The following is a 20,063-nucleotide window of genomic DNA, read 5'->3' as shown; positions in this document are numbered from 1 at the left end:
ATTTGCGCCATCCACGGTAGCAGGTGACCGAGAGGCCCCTCTTCACCCCCCTGGAGTAATCGGTCATCGCTGCCGCGGAAGAGTCGGTGCGGACCATTCGGCTTGACGCAACAGAGTAACGCTGCGTAACCTCACAGTGAGTTACCAGCCGCGCGGCGGGAAACCAAGGCCTACCGCGTCGACACAGTGTCCGGGGAGCCATATGTCCAGCGAATACGCCAAACAGCTCGGGGCCAAGCTCCGGGCCATCCGCACCCAGCAGGGCCTTTCCCTCCACGGTGTCGAGGAGAAGTCACAGGGCCGCTGGAAGGCCGTGGTGGTCGGTTCGTACGAGCGCGGCGACCGTGCCGTGACCGTGCAGCGCCTTGCAGAGTTGGCGGATTTCTACGGGGTTCCGGTGCAGGAGCTGCTGCCTGGCACCACCCCCGGCGGTGCCGCCGAGCCGCCGCCGAAGCTGGTCCTCGACCTGGAGCGGCTGGCCACCGTGCCGGCCGAGAAGGCGGGCCCGCTGCAGCGCTACGCGGCGACGATCCAGTCCCAGCGCGGTGACTACAACGGCAAGGTGCTGTCGATCCGCCAGGACGACCTGCGCACACTGGCCGTGATCTACGACCAGTCCCCCTCCGTCCTCACCGAGCAGCTGATCAGCTGGGGCGTCCTGGACGCCGACGCCCGCCGCGCGGTGGCCACCCACGAAGAGGTCTGACCCGCACACCGACTGAGCAGAAACGTGCCGCCGGGGTGGCCGGAACTTGACGGTTCCGGCCACCCCGGCGGCTTTTCGGCGTCCCGTAGGCGCGCGGGGCCGTATGGGGGTCCGGCTCCGCCGCGTGGGCGCGACAAGCCTCACCCCGCCCGCAGGCGCCACACACCCGCACCGTCCCACCCATCGGGCGCACAGAACGCCGGAGGGCCTGCAGCATGCCTTGCTGCAGGCCCTCCGGCGTTCGTCGTCGCCGGCTCACACCTCGCGGCGCAGCGACGGCTTCAGCTCCTTCAGACGCCCCAGAAGCCCGTTCACGAACGAGGGCGACTCGTCCGTCGAGAACTCCTTGGCGAGCTGCACCATCTCGTCGAGGACGACGGCGTCCGGCGTCTCGTCCACCCAGATCAGCTCGTAGGCGCCGAGGCGCAGGATGTTGCGGTCGACGACCGGCATCCGGTCCAGCGTCCAGCCGACCGCGTACTGGGCGATCAGCTCGTCGATACGCTTGGTGTGCCCGGCGTACCCCTCGACCAGCTGCATGGTGTACTCGCTCACCGGCGGCTGCCGGGTGTCGTCCCTGGACAGCCGGATCCAGTCCGCGAGGACGGTCAGGACATCGGCCCCGCGCTGGTCGCCCTCGAAGAGGATCTGGAAGGCACGCTTGCGGGCCGTGTTGCGGGCAGCCACGGTTAGCTGTTCACCCGGCCGAGGTAGTCGCTCGTGCGGGTGTCGACCTTGATCTTCTCACCGGTGGTGATGAAGAGCGGGACCTGGATCTGGTGGCCGGTCTCCAGGGTGGCCGGCTTGGTGCCGCCGGTGGAGCGGTCGCCCTGGACGCCCGGCTCGGTCTCCTGGATGGTCAGCTCGACGGCGGCCGGGAGCTCGACGAAGAGCACCTCGCCCTCGTGCTGGGCCACGACGGCCGTGAAGCCCTCGATCAGGAAGTTCGCGGCGTCGCCGACGGTCTTCCGGTCGATGTGCAGCTGGTCGTACGTGTCCATGTCCATGAAGACGAAGTAGTCGCCGTCCATGTACGAGAACTGCATGTCGCGCTTGTCGACAGTGGCCGTCTCGACCTTGACGCCGGCGTTGAAGGTCTTGTCGACGACCTTGCCGGACAGCACGTTCTTGAGCTTGGTGCGCACGAAAGCGGGGCCCTTGCCGGGCTTGACGTGCTGGAACTCGACGACGGACCAGAGCTGGCCGCCTTCGAGCTTGAGCACCAGGCCGTTCTTGAGGTCGTTCGTGGAAGCCACGGTTGCGGAATCTCCTGGACTGACGTGGACGACCCTGGGGCACGCACCTTGCCTAGAGTGCGAGCAGCTCCTTGGTCGTGATGGTGAGTAGCTCGGGTCCGCCGTCCGCCTCGGGGCGCACGACGAGCGTGTCATCGATCCGGACGCCGCCCCGGCCCGGGAGGTGGACCCCCGGTTCGACGGTGACCGGCACGCAAGCGTCCAGTTTACCCATGGCCGCGGGGGCGAGCTGCGGGTCCTCGTCGATTTCGAGTCCGACGCCGTGTCCGGTGAGGGGCTGCAGGCCCGAGGCGTACCCCGCGGAGTCCAGAACCTGGCGGGCGGCGCGGTCGACGTCGCGGCAGGCGGCGCCGGGCACGAGGCTCTCCCGGCCGGCCCGCTGGGCGCCGAAGACGAGGTCGTAGAGCTCGATCTGCCAGTCGGCGGGCGTGGTGCCGATGACGAAGGTACGGCCGATCTCGCAGCGGTAGCCGCGGTAGGTGGCGCCGAGGCAGACCGTCAGGAAGTCGCCCTCCTCGACCCGCCGGTCGGTGGGACGGTGGCCGCGGCGGCCGGAGTTCGGGCCGGTGGCCACGGACGTGGGGAAGGCCGCGCCGTCGGCGCCGTGGTCGACCAGGCGGCGCTCCAGTTCCAGGGCGAGGTGCCGTTCGGTACGGCCGACGAGGATCGACTCCAGGAGTTCGCCGAGGGCCTGGTCGGCGATCTCGGCGCCGACACGGAGGCAGGAGATCTCCTCGTCGTCCTTGACGACCCTGAGCTGCTCGACGGCGCTGCCCAGGTCGGTCAGGCGCAGGCGGGGCGCGACGGAGGCGAGGGCGCGGTGCCGGGCCACGGTGAGGTGGTGCTCCTCGACGGCGAGGACGTCGGCGTCCTGGGCGGCCGCGAGGTCGGCGGCGGCGACGGCGGGGTCGCCGCCGGGACCTGACAGGAGGTGGGGCCGCAGGGACTCGTCGGGGCGGGCCTCGGTGGGGCGGTCGTCCAGCGGGCCGGGGCAGACGAGGACGTCCTCGCGCTCGCCGAGGAGCAGGACGGAGCCGTGGGGTGCGGCGCCGGCGAGGTATCTCACGTTGGCCGGGTGTGAGATGACGGCGGACTGGCTGCCGACCGCGTGGCAGCGTTCCCTCAGCCTGGTTCGGCGGGCCGCGTACACGTCTGACATGAGTCGAGCGTAGGAGGGTTGGGCGTTTTGTGCCGGTTGAGGGGGGCCGAGTGGGGTGGCGGGGCGCCGTTGTGGGGTGCGGGTCCGTGGATTTGTGCGCAGTTCCCCGCGCCCCCGACACCGCGGGCCGTCCCTCAGCTGCAGGCTCGTGCGGCGTACTCGCGCACTTCCCCACGCCCCGACACCGCAGGCCGTCCCTCAGCTGCAGGCTCGTGCGGCGTACTCGCGCAGTTCCCCGCGCCCCCGACACCGCGGGCCGTCCCTCAGCTGCAGGCTCGTGCGGCGTACTCGCGCAGTTCCGCGCGGCCCCGAGAAGATGGGTGAGGTTCTCCCTGGCTACCAGCTCGGCGGGCTCGCTATTGCCCGTGCGAGGACGTCGTCCAGGATGCGGGCCGTGGACGGGACGTCCAGCTGGGAGTTGTCGATGATGGGGAGGCCCGAGCCGTACCAGCCCGCCATGCGGCCGTGGATGCGGGCCACCTCCTCGTCGGTGAGGCGGCGGTTGCCGGTGCGTTCGGCGTTGCGCTCCAGGACGATGTCGAGGCCGGGCAGCAGGACGACCGGGAGCAGGCCGGGGCCGACGTGCCGCTTCCAGCCGCCGAGGCCGACGACCGGGCGGTCCGGGAAGACCGCGTCGTCGAGGATGCACGAGATGCCGTTGGCCAGGAAGTTGCGCGCGGCGAAGCCGCAGGTGCGGCGGGCGAGGCGGTACTGGGCCTCGGAGTGGTCGTTCCACCCGGACTGGGGGTCGGCGAAGCCGGAGCGGACCCATTCGCGGACGTCGTCGAGGCTGATGTGGGCGGTGGGGACCCGGCGGTGGTCGGCCCAGTACTTGGCCACGCTGGTCTTGCCCGCACCGGCCGGCCCGATCAGGAGGACGGCCAGCGTGGTGGTCGTCGGATCGGGGACCGTGGCGGCGGGAGGCGGGCTCGGCATGCCCACCGGTGCGCCCGCCGGCAGCGGGACGTGGCCCGTGGTGTCGGGCGGCGGTGGAACCGAGGGAAGCGGCGGGAGCGGCGGCTGCGGAGGCGCGGGCGGTGGGGGCGGCACGGGCGCGGGGCCCTGCGGCGGTCCCGGGTGGTGTGCGGCCGGCTGCCAGCCGGCCGGTCCCTGCCCCGGCTGATGGGGCGGCGGCAGCGGAGATCCCACTGCGTGCTGCATCCGGTGCCACTCCGTCTCGTCATGTTCGGCCACGCTCGTTACCGAACGGTACCGCCCCCGGTCGTCGTTTGGTGAAACGGCCGGGGGCGGTCCGAAGTGCCCGTTCCGCAGGGCGAATCGGGCGGAGGGAACAGCGTCGGACTTACTGCCCGACCTCGCCGTACGCGGCGAGGAGGACGGCCGGGTCGGGGCCCTCCAGGACGGTCGGCTTGGCGAGGCCGTCGAGGACGATGAAGCGGAGCAGGTTGCCGCGGGACTTCTTGTCGACCTTCATCGTCTCGACCAGCTTGGGCCACTGGTCGTAGCGGTAGTGCAGCGGGAGGCCGACGGACTCCAGGACCGTGCGGTGGCGGTCGGCCGTCGCGTCGTCCAGGCGTCCGGCCAGCCGGCCCAGCTCGGCGGCGAAGTGCATGCCGACGGCGACCGCGGCGCCGTGCCGCCACTTGTAGCGCTCGTTCTTCTCGATGGCGTGGCCGAGGGTGTGGCCGTAGTTCAGGATCTCGCGCAGGCCCGATTCCTTGAGGTCGCACGAGACGACCTCGGCCTTCACCCGGATGGAGCGCTCGATCAGCTCGGCGGTGTGCGGGCCCGCCGGGGTGCGCGCGGCCTCGGGGTCGGACTCGATGAGCTCCAGGATCACCGGGTCGGCGATGAAGCCCGCCTTGATGATCTCGGCGAGCCCGGAGACGTAGTCGTTGACGGGCAGCGAGTCCAGGGCGGCGAGGTCGCAGAGGACGCCCGCCGGGGGGTGGAAGGCGCCCACCAGGTTCTTGCCCTCGGCCGTGTTGATGCCGGTCTTTCCGCCCACCGCCGCGTCGACCATGGCCAGCACCGTCGTGGGAACGGCGATCCAGCGGACCCCGCGCAGCCAGGTGGCGGCCACGAAACCGGCCAGGTCGGTGGTGGCGCCGCCGCCCACGCCGACGACGACGTCGGAGCGGGTGAAGCCGGACTGGCCGAGCGCCTTCCAGCAGTAGGCGGCGACCTCGGCGGTCTTGGCCTCCTCCGCGTTCGGCACCTGGATGGCGACGGCCTCGTAGCCCTGTCCGGCCAGGTCGGCGCGGAGCGCGTCCCCGGTCTCGGCGAGCGCCTCGGGGTGGATCACGGCGACCCGCTTGGCCTTGTCCCCGAGCAGTCCGCCCAGCTCACCGAGAAGCTGACGGCCCACCAGGACCTCGTACGGCTCGGTGCCCGCCGTGCCGCCGACCTGAATCCGGGTGACTGCCTCGCTCATGCTTCCTTCAACTCCAGTGCGTCCAGGGCCGCTTGGGTGACCTCTTCGGGCGTACGGCCGTCGGTCGCGACGACGGCGGTGGCGACCTCCTCGTACAGGTGCCGCCGGGCTTCCATCAGTTCGCGCCACTGCTTGCGCGGGTTGATGGCGAGCAGCGGCCGGGCCGCGTTCAGGCCCGTGCGCCTGACGGCCTCCTCGACGTCCATCGAGAGGTAGACCACCCGGCTGCCGGCGAGCAGAGCGCGGGTCTCCGCGTCGAGGATCGCGCCGCCGCCGAGCGCGAGGACGCCCTCGTGCTCGGCCAGCGCCACCCGCACCGCCCGCTTCTCGATCTCCCGGAACACCGGCTCGCCCTCGGCCACGAAGATGTCGGCGACGGTGCGGCCCTCGGCGGCCACGATGTCCTCGTCGGTGTCCCGGTAGCCGACGCCGAGCCGCTCGGCGAGCAACTGCCCGACCGTGGACTTGCCGACGCCCATCGGCCCGACCAGCACCACCTTCGGCGCGCCGGTCACCGGATGGCCAGGTGGTCGAGGTACGACCGCACGTTGCGCCGGGTCTCGGTCACCGAGTCGCCGCCGAACTTCTCGGCGACCGCGTCCGCGAGGACGAGCGCGACCATGGCCTCGGCGACGATACCGGCGGCCGGAACCGCGGAGACGTCGGAGCGCTGGTGGTGGGCCTGGGTGGCCTCACCGGTCGTCACGTCGACGGTCCGCAGGGCGCGCGGCACGGTCGCGATGGGCTTCATCGCGGCCCGGACCCGGAGCAGCTCACCGGTGGACAGGCCGCCCTCGGTACCGCCGGCCCGGCCGGAGACGCGGCGGATGCCCTCGGGGGTGCCCACGATCTCGTCGTGGGCCTTGGAGCCGGGCACCCGGGCCAGCTCGAAGCCGTCACCGATCTCGACGCCCTTGATCGCCTGGATGCCCATGAGAGCGCCGGCGAGGCGGGCGTCCAGCTTGCGGTCCCAGTGGACGTGCGAGCCGAGGCCGACGGGGACGCCGTAGGCCAGCACCTCGACCACACCGCCGAGGGTGTCGCCGTCCTTGTGGGCCTGGTCGACCTCCGCGACCATCGCCTTCGACGTGTCGGCGTCCAGGCAGCGCAGCGGGTCGGCGTCCAGCTTCTCGACGTCGGCCGGGGTCGGGTAGACGCCGGCCGGAGCCTTCACCGAGCACAGCTCGACGACGTGCGAGACGATCTCGATGCCGGCCGTCTCCTTCAGGTACGACCGGGCGACGGCGCCGAGCGCCACGCGGGCCGCGGTCTCCCGGGCGGAAGCGCGCTCCAGGACCGGGCGGGCCTCGTCGAAGCCGTACTTCTGCATGCCGGCGAGGTCGGCGTGGCCGGGACGGGGCCGGGTCAGCGGGGCGTTGCGGGCGAGTCCGGCGAGGATCTCCGGGTCGACCGGGTCGGCCGCCATGACCTGCTCCCACTTGGGCCACTCGCTGTTGCCCACCATGATCGCGACCGGCGAGCCGAGGGTCAGGCCGTGCCGGACACCGCCGAGGAAGGTGACCTCGTCACGCTCGAACTTCATACGCGCACCGCGGCCATAGCCGAGCCGCCGTCGCGCCAGGTGGTCGGCGACCATCTCGGTCGTGATCGGCACGCCGGCGGGAAGGCCCTCCAGCGTCGCGACAAGGGCGGGACCGTGGGACTCCCCCGCGGTCAGCCAACGCAGCCTGCTCAACGATGCTCCTCAGTGCTCGCGCCCTGGTACTGCCCTGCGTACGCGTGTCCTCGCGTACGGCGACGGCCGACCGGGTGCGCGGGCCCCGGTCCGCCACCTCCGATCCTCCCACGTCCGGGCGCCGGACCCGGCCGACGGTCCAGCAGTCGGACGCGGATCTGCCGCGTCCGCGCCCGGACGGGCGCCAGGACGGCGCCGCGGGCGAACGGGGCCGGCGCCGCGTCCTCGGCACAGCCCTCAGCGGTCGGCGAGCGCCTTCTCCCCGGCCCGGCGCATGGCCTCCAGCGGCGCGGGGGTGCGGCCGGTCATCTGCTCGACCTGGAGCACGGCCTGGTGCACCAGGAGGTCGAGGCCGCTGACCACGGCGCCCCCGAACATGGACCAGCGGGCGGCCAGGGCGGTGGGCCAGGGGTGGTAGAGGACGTCGAAGAGGGTGGTGGGGCGTTCGGGTACGGCGGCGGCGAGGGCGTCGGTGGTGCCGGCGGGGGTGGTGGCGATCACCAGGGGGGCGCGCAGGGCCTGCTCGGCGTCGGCCCAGTCGGCGATGCGGACCTCGACGTCGAGCCGCTCACCCCAGTGCCGCATCTCGGCGGCGCGCTCCGCGCTGCGGACGTGGACGACGACCTCGCCGGTGCAGATCCGGGCCAGCGCGGCCAGTGCCGAGGAGGCGGTGGCCCCGGCGCCGAGGATCGCGGCGGAGTCGACCTGTTCGATGCCGTGCTCGCGGAGCGCGGCGACCATGCCCGGGATGTCGGTGTTGTCCCCGAGCCGACGGCCGTCCTCGGTGAAGACGACGGTGTTGACCGCGTCGACGGAGGCGGCCGTCTCGCTGATCTCGTCGACCAGCGGGATGACCGCCCGCTTCAGCGGCATGGTCAGCGACAGCCCGGCCCACTCCGGCCCCAGCGCCCCGAGGAAGCCGGGCAGTGCGGCCTCGTCGATCTCGAAACGCTCGTACGACCAGCCGGTGAGCCCGAGTTCGTCGTACGCGGCCCGGTGCAGCACCGGGGAGAGGGAGTGGGCGATGGGCTTACCGAGCACGGCGGCCCGGCGGGCATCAGTTGCCCGAGTTGGCATTGAATTTTTCCTTGAGCTTCTCGAATTCGGCGTTGGTCTTGGCGAATTCGGTGTTGTTCACGCCGTCGGTCGCCACGAAGTACATCCAGCCGTCGTCGGTCGGATTCAGTGCCGCCTTCAGCGCGTCCTCGCCGGGGTTTCCGATCGGACCGGGCGGAAGCCCCTTTTGGGTGTAGGTGTTGTACGGGTCCCGGTTGCTGTTGATCTCCGACTCGCTGATGTGGATGTTGCTGGTGCCCTTCAGGTAGTTGAAGGTCGAGTCGAATTGCAGCAACTGGTTCGTCTCGGTGTTCGTCGGCTTGAGACGGTTGTAGACCACCTCCGCCATCTTGCGGAAGTCGTCGTGCGTCTTGCCTTCGGCCTGGACGAGGCTCGCGACCGTGATGACCTGCAGCGGGCTGTCCAGGTCGTACTTCTTGGCCTCCGCCGCGAGGTCGTAATTGGCGTACTCCTCCTTGGCCGCGGCGACCATCTGTTTCAGGATCGCGTCGGGCTTCATGCCCTTGGCCGCGGGATAGGTGCCCGGGTAGAGGAAGCCCTCCAGCGGGTCCATGATCTTGCTGTTGGTGTTCGCGTAGCTCGGCAGACCGAGGTTCTTGTATTCGGCCCTGGCGACCTTCTTGGAGGCACCCGCGGAAAGGCCGAGTTTCTTGTCGAGGGCCACATAGACGGCCGCGGCACGCTCGCCCGGGGTGACCACCACATTGGCCTGGCTCTTCGGGTCGAGCATCAAGAGCACGCAGCTCGCGGCGGACATCTCCTTCTTGAGGGTGTAGGCACCCGCCTGGATCGTGTCGCCCTTCGGATTCTGCGTCTGCGCGTGGACGAACGCGTCGACGCTCTTGACGACACCGGCCTCCTTCAGCCGGCGGCCGATCTCGTATCCGCCCGCGCCCTTGGGGATCTGGACGGTCACGGTCTCGGAGTTGCCGCTGCCCGCGTAGTCCGGGGCCGCGCCGAAACGATTTTGGTAGAAGTGCCAGCCGAAGTAGCCGACGGTGGCCGCGCCACCGCCGAAGACCAGGCAGACCACCATGCAGGCGCAGCCGCTGCGGCGCTTCTTGGCGCCCTTGCCGCCTTTGGCGTCCTTGCCGCGGCCACCACCGCGGCGTCCTTTCGAGTCGTCGTCACCGTCGTCGGCGTCGCCGTCGTCGGCGCCCGTGAAGAAGGGGTGCTGCTCTTCCTCCTCCTCGACGACGGGCTCCGGTTCCGGCTCGGGGCGCCGGCGGCCGGGCGGCTCCGGGGGCGGGTAGGCGTCCTCGGTGCCGTAGAAGTCGGGCTGCTCGCTGCCGTAGGCCACGGGCTGCTGACCGTAGGGGTCGCCGGGGTCGGCGGCGTAGGGAACGTGGCCGTGGGTGCCGGTCGCGTCCCAGGTGCCCTGGTGGTACTGCTGCGGAGCATGTCCGACGTACTGCTGGTCGTACTGCTGCTGACCGTGCCCGTCGGCGTACTGGAGTTGGCCCTGTTCGTCGTAGTACGCGTACTGCTGCTGGTCGTACCCGCCCTGCGGGTGCTGGCTCCAGTCGCCGTACTGCTGCTGCGACTGCTGCGGGTAGTGCTGCGGCTGACCGCCGTACGGGGACTGCTGGCCCACGTGGGCCTGCTGTCCGCCCCATCCGTCGTCCCCGTACAACGGGTCCTCCGGATGCCACGGTTCGGAGCCTGGGCCCCGGCCATACTCAGTCATCGATCCCCTAGAGCCGCGAGGCGGCGCGTCATGCGGCTGGTGGGCCGCTTGACCGTTCCGCCTCTTGCTGTGCGGTGGCTGTTCGAAAACCATCGCATCGCGCGGAACGTTACCGTATCGCGATCAGATGACCACTTCGACGCCCTCGCCGGGTGGTTTACCTGACACCCGTTCGGATTCCAGTGCCTGCTGGAGGATGATCACAGCGGCGGCCTGGTCGATGACCGAGCGGCCCTTCTTGGACTTCACTCCCGAGGCCCGCAGTCCCTGACTGGCCGTCACGGTCGTCATCCGCTCGTCGACCAGCCGGACCGGGACCGGCTTGATGCCCCGGGCCAGCTCCTCGGCGAAGGCCCGTACCTTGACGGCGGCCGGGCCCTCGCCCCCCTTGAGGGAGCGCGGGAGCCCGACGACGACCTCGATCGGTTCGTACTCCTCGACCAGTTGCCGCAGCCGGCGGTGGGCCGCCGGGACGTCCCGGCCGGGGACCGTCTCGACCGGGGTGGCGAGGATCCCGTCGGGGTCGCACGAGGCGACCCCGATCCGGGCGTCCCCGACGTCGATCGCGAGTCGACGTCCTCTGCGCATTTCCGACCGTTTCCTTACTTGGCGGTCTCGTCGACGAGGCGCTCGACGGCGTCGATGGCCTCGCCGACCGCGGCCGCGTTCTGGCCGCCGCCCTGGGCAACGTCCGGCTTGCCGCCACCCCCGCCGCCGAGGGTCTTGGCGGCGGCGCGGACCAGGTCACCGGCCTTGAGGCCACGGTCACGGGCGGCGTCGTTGGTGGCGATGACCGTGAGCGGCTTGCCGTTGTTGACCGTGAAGAGGGCGACCACGGCGGCGCGTCCGCCCTGGATGCGGCCGCGCACGTCGAGGACCAGCTTGCGCAGGTCGTCCGGGGTGGTGCCGTCCGGGACCTGACCGGTGACGACGGCGATCCCGCGCACGTCCCTGGCGGACTCGACGAGTCCGGCGGCGGCCTGCAGCACCTTCTCCGCGCGGAACTTCTCGATCTCCTTCTCGGCGTCCTTCAGCTTGCCGAGCATGGCGGAGACCTTCTCCGGCAGCTCCTCCGGGCGCCCCTTGATCAGCTCCTGGAGCTGCGCGACGACCGTGTGCTCACGGGCCAGGAAGTTGTAGGCGTCGACACCGACGAGGGCCTCGATACGGCGCACACCCGAGCCGATCGACGACTCGCCGAGCAGCTTGACCAGGCCCAGCTGGGAGGTGTTGTGGACGTGGGTGCCGCCGCACAGCTCCTTGGAGAAGTCGCCGATGGTCACCACGCGGACCCGCTCGCCGTACTTCTCGCCGAACTCGGCGATGGCGCCCTGCTTCTTGGCCTCGTCGATGCCCATGATGTCGGCGCGCACGTCGAGGTCGCGGGCGAGCACCTCGTTGATCTTCTGCTCGACGTCGGTCATCACGGCCGTCGGCACGGCGGACGGCGAGCCGAAGTCGAAGCGGAAGCGGCCGGGCTGGTTCTCGGAACCGGCCTGGGCGGCCGTCGGGCCGAGGGCGTCGCGCAGCGCCTGGTGGGTGAGGTGGGTGGCCGAGTGGGCGCGGGCGATCGCGGTCCGGCGGCGGGAGTCGATCGAGGCGTGGGCCTTGGCGCCGACCGTGACCTCGCCGACCTGGACGACGCCCTTGTGGACGTAGACGCCCGGGACCGGCTTCTGGGTGTCGCGGACCTCGATGACGGCACCGGTGTCGACCTTGATCCGGCCGGTGTCGCCGATCTGGCCGCCGCCCTCGGCGTAGAAGGGGGTGCGGTCCAGGACGATCTCGACCTCGTCGCCCTCGGCGGCGGCCGGCGAGGAGACACCGTCGACGAGGATGCCGACGATCGTGGTCTCGCCCTCGGTGTCGGAGTAGCCGATGAAGTCGGTCTCACCGGTCTTGTCGGCGATCTCGCGGTAGGCGCCGGCGCCGGCGTGCCCGGTCTTCTTGGCCTGGGCGTCGGCCTTGGCGCGCTCCCGCTGCTCCTTCATCAGGCGGCGGAAGCCCTCCTCGTCCACGGAAAGGCCCTGTTCGGCGGCCATTTCGAGGGTGAGGTCGATCGGGAAGCCCCAGGTGTCGTGGAGCAGGAACGCCTTGTCACCGGCGAGGACCTTGCCGCCGGCCTCCTTGGTCTCGGTGACGGCGGTGTCGAGGATGTTGGTGCCGGCCTTCAGCGTCTTGAGGAAGGCGTTCTCCTCGGCGACGGCGACCTTCTCGATGCGCTCGCGGTCGGTGACCAGCTCCGGGTACTGCTGGCCCATCATCTCGATCACGGTGTCGATGAGGTCGAGGACGACCGGGCCGGTGGCGCCGAGCAGGCGCATGTTGCGGATGGCGCGGCGCATGATGCGGCGCAGGACGTAACCGCGGCCCTCGTTGCCGGGGGTGACGCCGTCGCCGATGAGCATCACCGAGGTGCGCATGTGGTCGGTGACCACGCGCAGCGAGACGTCCGAGGCGTGGGCGGCGCCGTAGTGGACGCCGGTCAGCTCGGTGGCCTTCTTGATGACGGCCATGGAGGTGTCGATCTCGTACATGTTCTGCACGCCCTGCAGAATCATGGCGAGACGCTCCAGGCCGAGGCCCGTGTCGATGTTCTTGCTGGGCAGCTCGCCGAGGATCTCGAAGTTGTCCTTGCCGATGCCCTCGCCGCGCTCGTACTGCATGAAGACCAGGTTCCAGATCTCCACGTACCGCTCGTCGTTGACGGCGGGGCCGCCCTCGACGCCGAACTCGGGGCCGCGGTCGTAGTTGATCTCGGAGCACGGGCCGCACGGGCCGGGGACGCCCATGGACCAGTAGTTGTCCTTCATGCCGAGGCGCTGGATGCGCTCCTTCGGCACGCCGACGACGTCGTGCCAGATGCGCTCGGCCTCGTCGTCGTCCTTGTAGACGGTGATCCACAGCCGGTCGGGCTCCAGGCCGTAACCGCCCTTGTCCTGGGGGCTGGTGAGCAGCTCCCAGGCGTACTTGATGGCGCCTTCCTTGAAGTAGTCGCCGAAGGAGAAGTTGCCGCACATCTGGAAGAAGGTGCCGTGCCGGGTGGTCTTGCCGACCTCTTCGATGTCCGGGGTGCGCACGCACTTCTGCACGCTCGTGGCGCGGTCGAAGGGCGGCTTGACCTCCCCCAGGAAGTAGGGCTTGAAGGGCACCATGCCGGCCGGGACGAGGAGCAGAGTCGGGTCGTCCGCGATGAGCGACGCCGAAGGGACGACGGTGTGCCCGCGCTCCTCGAAGAAGCTCAGCCAGCGGCGGCGAATCTCAGCCGACTCCATCAGTGGTCCTCATTCCGGTTGTACGAGTACGTCGTCCTGTCGTCGGCGTACTCCGGGTTGCTGCGGTTCTCGATGGCGGCGAGCCGCCGGGGGGCGGGGAGTTCGGGGTTCGCGTTGATGCCCAGCGCCTCGCCCAGTTCGTCCTCCCGCTGGGCCATGTTGTCGCGGACGTCGAGTGCGAAGCCGACGGCCCGCTCCTTGATCCGGTGGCCCGTCTCCAGCGCCTTGTTCGCGGCGGTCGCGGCGAGGCTCTCGGGAGTCAGCTGCTTCAGCTTGCGGTTGACCTTGGTGGTGGCCCACACTCCGGCGGCGACACCAGTGGTGAACCAGAACGTACGGCGGAACATATGGCCTGGCTCCTACTTTCCCCGGTTCTTCCGCCGTGCGGCGGGGACGGTCCGGCCCACGATCACCGTACGCCTGGGCTCCTTCACGGGCACGTCCGCCTTGCGGCCGGCCAGCGCCCGGCGCACGCCGTACCCGAAGGCCGCGACCTTGACCAGCGGGCCGCCGAAGGTGGAGGCGACGGTGGTGGAGAGCGCGGAGGCGTTGGACGTGACCTCCTGGACGTCGGAGGCGATCGCGTCGACCCGGTCGATCTGGGTCTGCGCGGAGCGCACGGCCGCGGAGGCGTCGGCGAGCAGCGGGACGGCCTGGTCGGTCACATCCGCCACGAGCTTGGTGGTCGCCTTGAGCGTCTGGGCCAGCCTCACGAGTGCCACCGCGAGGAAGGAGACCAGGATCGCCCAGAAGACGGCCACCAGCATCCCGGCCACCTCTCCACCGGACACCGCGTGCACCCGCTCCCTGTCTCGTGCCTGGACCACGTGGATCAACTGCAACGTGGATCAACTACAAGTGGATCACCATCGAAAAGTCTGCACCCGAGCCTATCGCGCCGGGGATGTGACTCCGTACCGGATTACCGCGCGCGGAAGCCGGACTTCGAGGGTGCCGAGATGCGGAAGCCCGCCGCCTCGGCCGCCCGGAAGGGCGGGGAGACGGCGGGCTGACGCTGAGGTGCTACACCCGGCTGTTGATCAGCGGGCGTAGTACTCGACGACGAGCTGCTCGTCGCAGATGACCGGAACTTCCTTGCGGTTCGGCTCGCGGTCCAGGCGGAAGGCCAGGGCGCGGAGGTTCACCTGCAGGTAGCGGGGGGTCTCGCCGTCGGGGGCGAAGCCGCCCTCACGGGCGATCTGGAAGAGCGTCTTGTCCTTCGAGCGGTCGCGGACCTGGATGACGTCGTCCGGACGCACGCGGTAGGACGGCTTGTCGACCTTCTGGCCGTTGACCTGGATGTGGCCGTGGACGACCATCTGGCGGGCCTGGTAGATCGTGCGGGCGATGCCCGAACGCAGGACCAGCGCGTCGAGGCGGCGCTCCAGCTCGACGATCAGGGCCTCACCGGTCTTGCCCTGCACCTTGGAGGCACGCTCGTAGGCACGGACCAGCTGACGCTCGGAGATGTCGTACTGCGCGCGCAGACGCTGCTTCTCCAGCAGACGGACCTTGTAGTCCGAGTTCTGCTTGCGGCCGCGGCCGTGCTCACCCGGCGGGTAGGGACGGGCCTCGAAGTACTTGACGGCCTTCGGGGTCAGCGCGATGCCGAGGGCACGCGACTTCTTGACCTTGGGGCGGGACTGGTTCGCCACTGTCTCTTTCTTCCTTCTGGTTTTCGGCTTGTCAGGGTTGAGGGAGGTCGCAATCCGCAGCCGGGGAAACCCGCCGGGACCCGTTGCCGGGTCTGGTGGGCAGCCGCTCCCCTGGTCTGGGCACATACGTGCAGCACGCGAGGGCCCACCGACCGGTCCCGCCGTGCGACGGATGGTGGTGGGCTGCCCGCGACACCGTTCGACGGTGCGCGACGCTCCTGGATCCCCCTTGCGGGGGTTCCGGCTGACTGTCCCGCTCTGACAGCGCGGGACTCAGCGCTTCGAGGGATTCTACAGGCTGTTCAGGACCGCCTGCGACCGAGGTGCTTCCTGGTCCACTCGACCGCGTCGGCGTACCGCGCCTCCGAGCCGTGCCGGGTCGGGGTGTAGTACTCGCGGTCCTTGACGGTGTCCGGGGCGTACTGCTGCTCTGCGATGCCCTCGGGCAGGTCGTGCGGGTAGACGTAGCCCTGCGCGTGGCCGAGTTTGGCGGCGCCCTTGTAGTGCCCGTCGCGCAGGTGCGGGGGCACCTGGCCGACCAGGCCCTTGCGGACGTCCTCCAGGGCGGCGCCGATCGCGGTGGTCGCGGAGTTGGACTTGGGGGCGAGGGCGAGGGCGATGGTCGCGTGGCTGAGGGTGAGGGCGGCCTCGGGGAAGCCGATCATGGCGACGGCCTGGGCGGCGGCCACGGCTATGGGCAGGGCGTTCGGATCCGCGAGTCCGATGTCCTCGCTCGCCGAGATCATCAGGCGGCGGGCGATGAAACGGGGGTCCTCGCCGGCCTCGATCATGCGGGCCAGGTAGTGCAGAGCGGCGTCGACGTCCGAGCCCCTGATGGACTTGATGAGGGCGCTGGCGACGTCGTAGTGCTGGTCGCCGTCGCGGTCGTACTTGACCGCGGCGCGGTCGACGACCTCTTCCAGGGTGCCGAGGCCGATCTCGGTCTCGGCCTTGTCGAGGGCGGCGCCGGCGGCCGCCTCCAGGGCGGTCAGGGCACGGCGGGCGTCGCCGCCGGCGATGCGCAGCAGGTGCTGCTCGGTGTCCTCGGGAAGCGCGACGGCGTTCTTGAGGCCGCGCTCGTCGGCGAGGGCCCGGCGCAGGAGCCCGCGGACGTCGTCGTCGGTGAGCGGTTCGAGGGTGAGCAGGAGGGAGCGGGAGAGGAGGGGGGAGATCACCGAGAAGTACGGGTTCTCGGTGGTCGCGGCGATCAGGGTGACCCAGCGGTTCTCGACGGCCGGGAGCAGGGAGTCCTGCTGGGCCTTGCTGAAGCGGTGGATCTCGTCGAGGAAGAGGACGGTCTCCTTGCCGTAGCCCCCGGTGGCGCGGCGGGCTCCGTCGATGACCGCGCGGACCTCCTTGACGCCGGCGGTGATGGCGGAGAGCTCCACGAACCGCTTGTCGGTCGCCTTGGAGACGACGTACGCGAGGGTCGTCTTGCCGGTGCCGGGCGGCCCCCAGAGGATCACGGACGACGGTCCGGCCGGGCCGCCGGAGCCCTCGCCGACCAGTCTGCGCAGCGGGGACCCCGGCTTCAGCAGGTGCTGCTGGCCCACCACCTCGTCGAGGGTGCGCGGGCGCATCCGCACCGCCAGGGGGCTGCCCGTCGGGTCCTTCTCCTGGCGTTCTTCTGCGGCGGCGGTGAACAGGTCGGGTTCCACCCTGAAACCCTAAGTCACACCACTGACAATCCCCGCGGGGCCGGTCGCCGGGCCGTCAGCTGGTCCAGAAGTCCCACCACCGGGTCAGGATCAGCATGCCGATGATGCCGACGTGCAGGACCGGCAGCACCCAGGTGAACTCGCCGAAGAACGACTTCAGCCAGGTCGGGGCCGGCAGGAAACCCTTGCGGATGTTGAACGAGGTCACGTACCAGAACATGGTGATCGTGGCGACCCAGGCCAGCGAGCACCACAGGCACAGCGCGTTGATCCGGTACAGGGACTGGAACTGCAGCCAGGTGCAGAAGCCCACGCCGAACAGCGTGCCGAAGTTGAAGGTCAGCCAGTACCAGCGCGGGAAGCGGACGCGGGTCAGCAGGCTCACGCCGACGCAGATGACGATGCCGTAGCAGACCAGGCCGAGCATCGGGTTCGGGAAGCCGAAGGCGGCGGCCTGCTTGGACTCCATGACGCTGCCGCAGGAGACGACCGGGTTGAGGCTGCACCCGGGGGTGAACGTCTTGCCCTCGACCTTGGCTTCGAGCAGCTTGAACTTGTCGATCGTGATGACCCACGCGGCCAGCAGGCCGGCGGCGCCCGTGATGATCAGCAGCAGCGCGAAGGCCCGGCTGCCGCCCTCCGTGCGCGATGCCGCGGAGGTGTGCTCGGGCTCGGGCTCGGTGGAGACGTCCTTGACTGTCGTCTTGCTCATCACGCCGATTCCGTCTGTTGGGGAGTTGGAACTTCTTCGGGCAGGGGCCATCAGGGGTCATTGTGCCGCACGAGGCGCCCCGTCCACCGTTCGGTGGACATAAGGAAGTACGCACGGTCGTCCCGAAACGCTCGGTTCCGGCCGATGCTCAGGGGCATGACAGCACAGGGATACGAACTCGCGGTGGACGTCCGCGGACCGCGCAGGCGACACGGCGACGTGACCGCGGTGCAGGGCGTCTCTCCGGGCATCCGGCGGAGCGCGGTGTTCGGCCTGCTCGGACCCCACGGGGCGGGCAGGAGGACGAGGGTGGAGATCATCCAGGGCAACCGCGCCGGGGACGCGGGCGAGGTCCCGGTCCCGGGCGCGGACCGGGCGACGGGTACGCGCGCGTGGAGATCCCGTGTGCGCATCGTCCGGCAGGATGAACCGGCGCCCGGCGGGTTGACGGCCCGGCATTTCGCGCGGTCCTCGGACGACCTGAACATCGGCGGTGACATACCCGATGCGGCCGGGCCTGGTGGACTGGCCGTTCCCGCGACCCGCCCGAGAGGCGACGAAGACTTTCCGTCTCGCTTCTCCCGCACCACGTCGGTGGCGGGCGGAGGGACATCGGGACCGAGAGGGCCGAGCTCTCGGAGACAGGACGGGCCGGGGTGAAGAACACCCCGGCGCCGCCCCGGCCGACCGGTCAGCCCAGCCGGGACTCCAGCTCCGCGACGATCTCGTTGACCCCGATCGCCGACTGCTCGCCGGACTCCATGTCCTTGAGCTGGACGATGCCCTCGGCGAGGTCCCGCTCGCCGGCGACGATCGTGTAGCGGGCGCCGCTGCGGTTGGCGTTCTTCATGGCGCCCTTGAGCCCCTTGGCGCCGTAGGAGAAGTCCGCCGCGATGCCGACCCGGCGCAGCTCCGTGACCTTCGCGAAGAGCACGCGGCGCGCCTCCTCGCCGAGCGGCACCGCGAAGACGCTGGTCGCCGACGGGATGCCGAGTTCGATGCCCTCCGCCTCCAGGGCCAGCACCGTGCGGTCGACGCCCAGCGCCCAGCCGACGGACGGGAGCGAGGGGCCGCCGATCATCTCCGACAGCCCGTCGTAGCGGCCGCCGCCGCCCACCGCGGACTGGGCGCCCAGGCCGTCGTGGACGAACTCGAAGGTGGTGCGGGTGTAGTAGTCGAGGCCGCGGACCAGTTTCGGGTCGTCCTCGAAGGAGACCCCCGCGGCCGTGATCAGATCACGGACCTCCTCGTGGTACGCCTTGCACGCGTCACAGAGGTAGTCGCGCAGGAGAGGCGCGTCGCCCAGTTGCTTCTGGACCGACTCGCGCTTGTCGTCCAGGACGCGGAGGGGGTTGATCTCGGCCCGGCGCAGGGTGTCCTCGTCCAGGTCCAGTCCGCGCAGGAAGTCCTGGAGCGCCGCGCGGTACACCGGGCGGCACTCCTTGTCGCCCAGGCTGTTGAGCAGGATGCGGAAGTCGCTCAGGCCCAGCGAGCGGTACGCCTGGTCGGCCAGGATGATCAACTCGGCGTCCAGGGCCGGGTCCTCGGCGCCGATCGCCTCCGCGCCGACCTGCGAGAAGTGGCGGTAACGGCCCTTCTGCGGACGCTCGTAGCGGTAGTACGAGCCGGAGTACCAGAGCTTGACGGGGAGGTTCCCGGCCTTGTGGAGGTTGGCTTCCAGGGCCGCGCGCAGGACGGAGGCGGTGCCCTCGGGGCGCAGCGCCAGCCGGTCGCCGCCCTTGGTCTCGAAGGCGTACATCTCCTTGGTGACGATGTCGGTGGACTCGCCGACACCACGCGCGAAGAGCTCGACGTTCTCGAAGCCCGGGGTCTCGATGTAGCCGTACCCCGAGTTGCGCAGCGGCGCGGCGATCGCCTCGCGGACGGCCAGGTACTTGGCGCTGTCCGGCGGGATCAGGTCGTACGTGCCCTTGGGGGCCTTGAAGGTGCTCACGGAAGTTCTCGTCACATTCCTCGTCGGGGAGCGTCGGCGTGCGCTCCCGGGCCGGCGGCCACCTGCCGCAGATAGGGGTTGGTGGCGCGCTCCTGGCCGATGGTCGTCTGGGGGCCGTGGCCGGACAGCACCACGGTGGAGTCGTCGAGCGGCAGACAGACACGGGCCAGCGAGGCCAGCATGTCGTCCATGGAGCCGCCCGGCAGGTCCGTGCGTCCGATGGAGCCGGCGAAGAGCAGATCACCCGAGAAGAAGACCGAGGGGATCTCGGCCGTCTCCGGCATCCGGAACGTCACCGACCCCCTGGTATGGCCCGGCGCGTGCGCGACGGAGAGTTCGAGTCCGGCCAGCTCCAGCCGTACGCCGTCGGCCAGTTCGAGGACGTCGTCCGGCTCCCCCACGGTCAGCTCGCCGAGCAGCGGCATGCCGATGGACCGGCCGATGCCCTTTTCGGGGTCGCTCAGCATGTACCGGTCCTCGGGGTGGACCCAGGCCGGTACGCCGTGCGCTCCGCACACGGGGACGACCGAGGCCACATGGTCGATGTGGCCATGGGTGAGGACGACCGCGACGGGCTTGAGCCGATGCTTCTTCAGTGCTTCCTCGACGCCTTCGGCGGCCTGATGGCCCGGGTCGATGATCACGCACTCCTCGCCGGCGGCGGGGGCGACGAGATAACAGTTCGTCCCCCAGGCCCCGGCGGGGAACCCGGCAATGAGCACGATCGTCCTTCGTTGTGTCGATTCGGGTGGCTACAAGCTGTGGTCCAGAGCCTACCGGCGCTGCCGTTTCCTCAGCGAACCCATATACGGTACGGGGGCTACACGCAGCAG

General features: G+C 70.5%; 19 protein-coding genes and 1 pseudogene. 2 read left to right on the top strand and 18 right to left on the bottom strand.

Features of this window, described 5'->3' with window-relative positions; all coding sequences use genetic code 11:
• Window positions 1-202: 202 nt before the first annotated feature.
• Window positions 203-706 (top strand): transcriptional regulator BldD, encoded by a 504-nt coding sequence (bldD, locus tag LQ326_RS02040; RefSeq protein WP_181803272.1) that lies wholly within the window; start codon window positions 203-205, stop codon window positions 704-706.
• Window positions 707-961: 255 nt separating this feature from the next.
• Here the strand turns inward: bldD and nusB are convergent, their stop codons facing one another.
• The 16 genes from nusB to LQ326_RS01960 all read right to left on the bottom strand — a co-directional run bounded on the left by nusB (window position 962) and on the right by LQ326_RS01960 (window position 17,276).
• Entirely contained in the window at window positions 962-1,393 is a 432-nt protein-coding gene (gene nusB, locus LQ326_RS02035; protein ID WP_234531740.1) for a transcription antitermination factor NusB, read from the bottom strand.
• Window positions 1,394-1,395: 2 nt separating this feature from the next.
• Window positions 1,396-1,962 carry an elongation factor P gene (efp, locus tag LQ326_RS02030; RefSeq protein ID WP_181803274.1) on the bottom strand — a complete coding sequence of 189 codons (567 nt, stop codon included), beginning with the start codon at window positions 1,960-1,962 and terminating at the stop codon, window positions 1,396-1,398.
• 52 nt (window positions 1,963-2,014) lie between these two features.
• Entirely contained in the window at window positions 2,015-3,121 is a 1,107-nt protein-coding gene (locus tag LQ326_RS02025) for an aminopeptidase P family protein (RefSeq protein ID WP_234531739.1), read from the bottom strand.
• Window positions 3,122-3,457: 336 nt separating this feature from the next.
• Window positions 3,458-4,282, bottom strand: coding sequence for a Pro-rich N-terminal domain-containing protein (locus LQ326_RS02020; RefSeq protein ID WP_234531737.1), 825 nt, complete (start codon window positions 4,280-4,282; stop codon window positions 3,458-3,460).
• 142 nt (window positions 4,283-4,424) lie between these two features.
• The gene (gene aroB, locus LQ326_RS02015; protein ID WP_234531736.1) at window positions 4,425-5,516 is read right to left on the bottom strand and encodes a 3-dehydroquinate synthase; all 1,092 of its coding nucleotides are present in this window, start codon (window positions 5,514-5,516) and stop codon (window positions 4,425-4,427) included.
• Window positions 5,513-5,995, bottom strand: coding sequence for a shikimate kinase (locus LQ326_RS02010; protein WP_234531918.1), 483 nt, complete (start codon window positions 5,993-5,995; stop codon window positions 5,513-5,515). The genes aroB and LQ326_RS02010 overlap by 4 nt, the downstream gene beginning before the upstream one ends.
• A 32-nt stretch (window positions 5,996-6,027) precedes the next feature.
• Complete coding sequence (aroC, locus tag LQ326_RS02005) at window positions 6,028-7,212, bottom strand: chorismate synthase (RefSeq protein WP_234531735.1); 1,185 nt, start codon at window positions 7,210-7,212, stop codon at window positions 6,028-6,030.
• A gap of 237 nt (window positions 7,213-7,449) precedes the next feature.
• Complete coding sequence (locus LQ326_RS02000) at window positions 7,450-8,289, bottom strand: shikimate dehydrogenase (RefSeq protein ID WP_234531734.1); 840 nt, start codon at window positions 8,287-8,289, stop codon at window positions 7,450-7,452.
• Window positions 8,270-9,976 carry an endolytic transglycosylase MltG gene (mltG, locus tag LQ326_RS01995; protein WP_234531733.1) on the bottom strand — a complete coding sequence of 569 codons (1,707 nt, stop codon included), beginning with the start codon at window positions 9,974-9,976 and terminating at the stop codon, window positions 8,270-8,272. Before mltG ends, LQ326_RS02000 begins: the two co-directional genes overlap by 20 nt.
• A gap of 123 nt (window positions 9,977-10,099) precedes the next feature.
• A complete protein-coding gene (gene ruvX, locus LQ326_RS01990) occupies window positions 10,100-10,564 on the bottom strand; it encodes a Holliday junction resolvase RuvX (protein ID WP_234531732.1) in 465 nt (154 codons plus the stop codon).
• A 14-nt stretch (window positions 10,565-10,578) separates the two neighbouring features.
• Window positions 10,579-13,251, bottom strand: a complete 2,673-nt coding sequence (gene alaS, locus LQ326_RS01985; RefSeq protein WP_234531724.1) for an alanine--tRNA ligase — start codon at window positions 13,249-13,251, stop codon at window positions 10,579-10,581.
• Window positions 13,251-13,598, bottom strand: a complete 348-nt coding sequence (locus LQ326_RS01980) for a hypothetical protein (RefSeq protein WP_234531722.1) — start codon at window positions 13,596-13,598, stop codon at window positions 13,251-13,253. The genes alaS and LQ326_RS01980 overlap by 1 nt, the downstream gene beginning before the upstream one ends.
• 12 nt (window positions 13,599-13,610) lie before the next feature.
• Window positions 13,611-14,051, bottom strand: coding sequence for a DUF948 domain-containing protein (locus LQ326_RS01975; RefSeq protein ID WP_234531917.1), 441 nt, complete (start codon window positions 14,049-14,051; stop codon window positions 13,611-13,613).
• Between the two features lie 240 nt (window positions 14,052-14,291).
• Window positions 14,292-14,906, bottom strand: coding sequence for a 30S ribosomal protein S4 (rpsD, locus tag LQ326_RS01970; RefSeq protein ID WP_181803162.1), 615 nt, complete (start codon window positions 14,904-14,906; stop codon window positions 14,292-14,294).
• 302 nt (window positions 14,907-15,208) lie between these two features.
• On the bottom strand, window positions 15,209-16,564 hold the full coding sequence (locus LQ326_RS01965; RefSeq protein ID WP_234531720.1) for a replication-associated recombination protein A: 1,356 nt from the start codon (window positions 16,562-16,564) through the stop codon (window positions 15,209-15,211).
• Window positions 16,565-16,619: 55 nt separating this feature from the next.
• On the bottom strand, window positions 16,620-17,276 hold the full coding sequence (locus LQ326_RS01960; protein ID WP_181803164.1) for a vitamin K epoxide reductase family protein: 657 nt from the start codon (window positions 17,274-17,276) through the stop codon (window positions 16,620-16,622).
• A gap of 156 nt (window positions 17,277-17,432) precedes the next feature.
• Between LQ326_RS01960 and LQ326_RS01955 the strand changes: the two are divergent.
• Window positions 17,433-17,744: pseudogene (locus LQ326_RS01955) on the top strand (ATP-binding cassette domain-containing protein); the annotation flags it as partial.
• A 223-nt stretch (window positions 17,745-17,967) separates the two neighbouring features.
• Here the strand turns inward: LQ326_RS01955 and hisS are convergent.
• Window positions 17,968-19,230 (bottom strand): histidine--tRNA ligase, encoded by a 1,263-nt coding sequence (gene hisS, locus LQ326_RS01950; RefSeq protein WP_234531719.1) that lies wholly within the window; start codon window positions 19,228-19,230, stop codon window positions 17,968-17,970.
• 11 nt (window positions 19,231-19,241) lie between these two features.
• Window positions 19,242-19,952 carry an MBL fold metallo-hydrolase gene (locus tag LQ326_RS01945; RefSeq protein WP_234531717.1) on the bottom strand — a complete coding sequence of 237 codons (711 nt, stop codon included), beginning with the start codon at window positions 19,950-19,952 and terminating at the stop codon, window positions 19,242-19,244.
• Window positions 19,953-20,063: the final 111 nt, after the last annotated feature.

It is taken from the genome of Streptomyces shenzhenensis (genome assembly GCF_021462265.1).
GTDB classification, from domain to species: Bacteria; Actinomycetota; Actinomycetes; order Streptomycetales; family Streptomycetaceae; genus Streptomyces; species Streptomyces shenzhenensis.
This window is presented reverse-complemented; position numbering and strand designations above follow the sequence as displayed.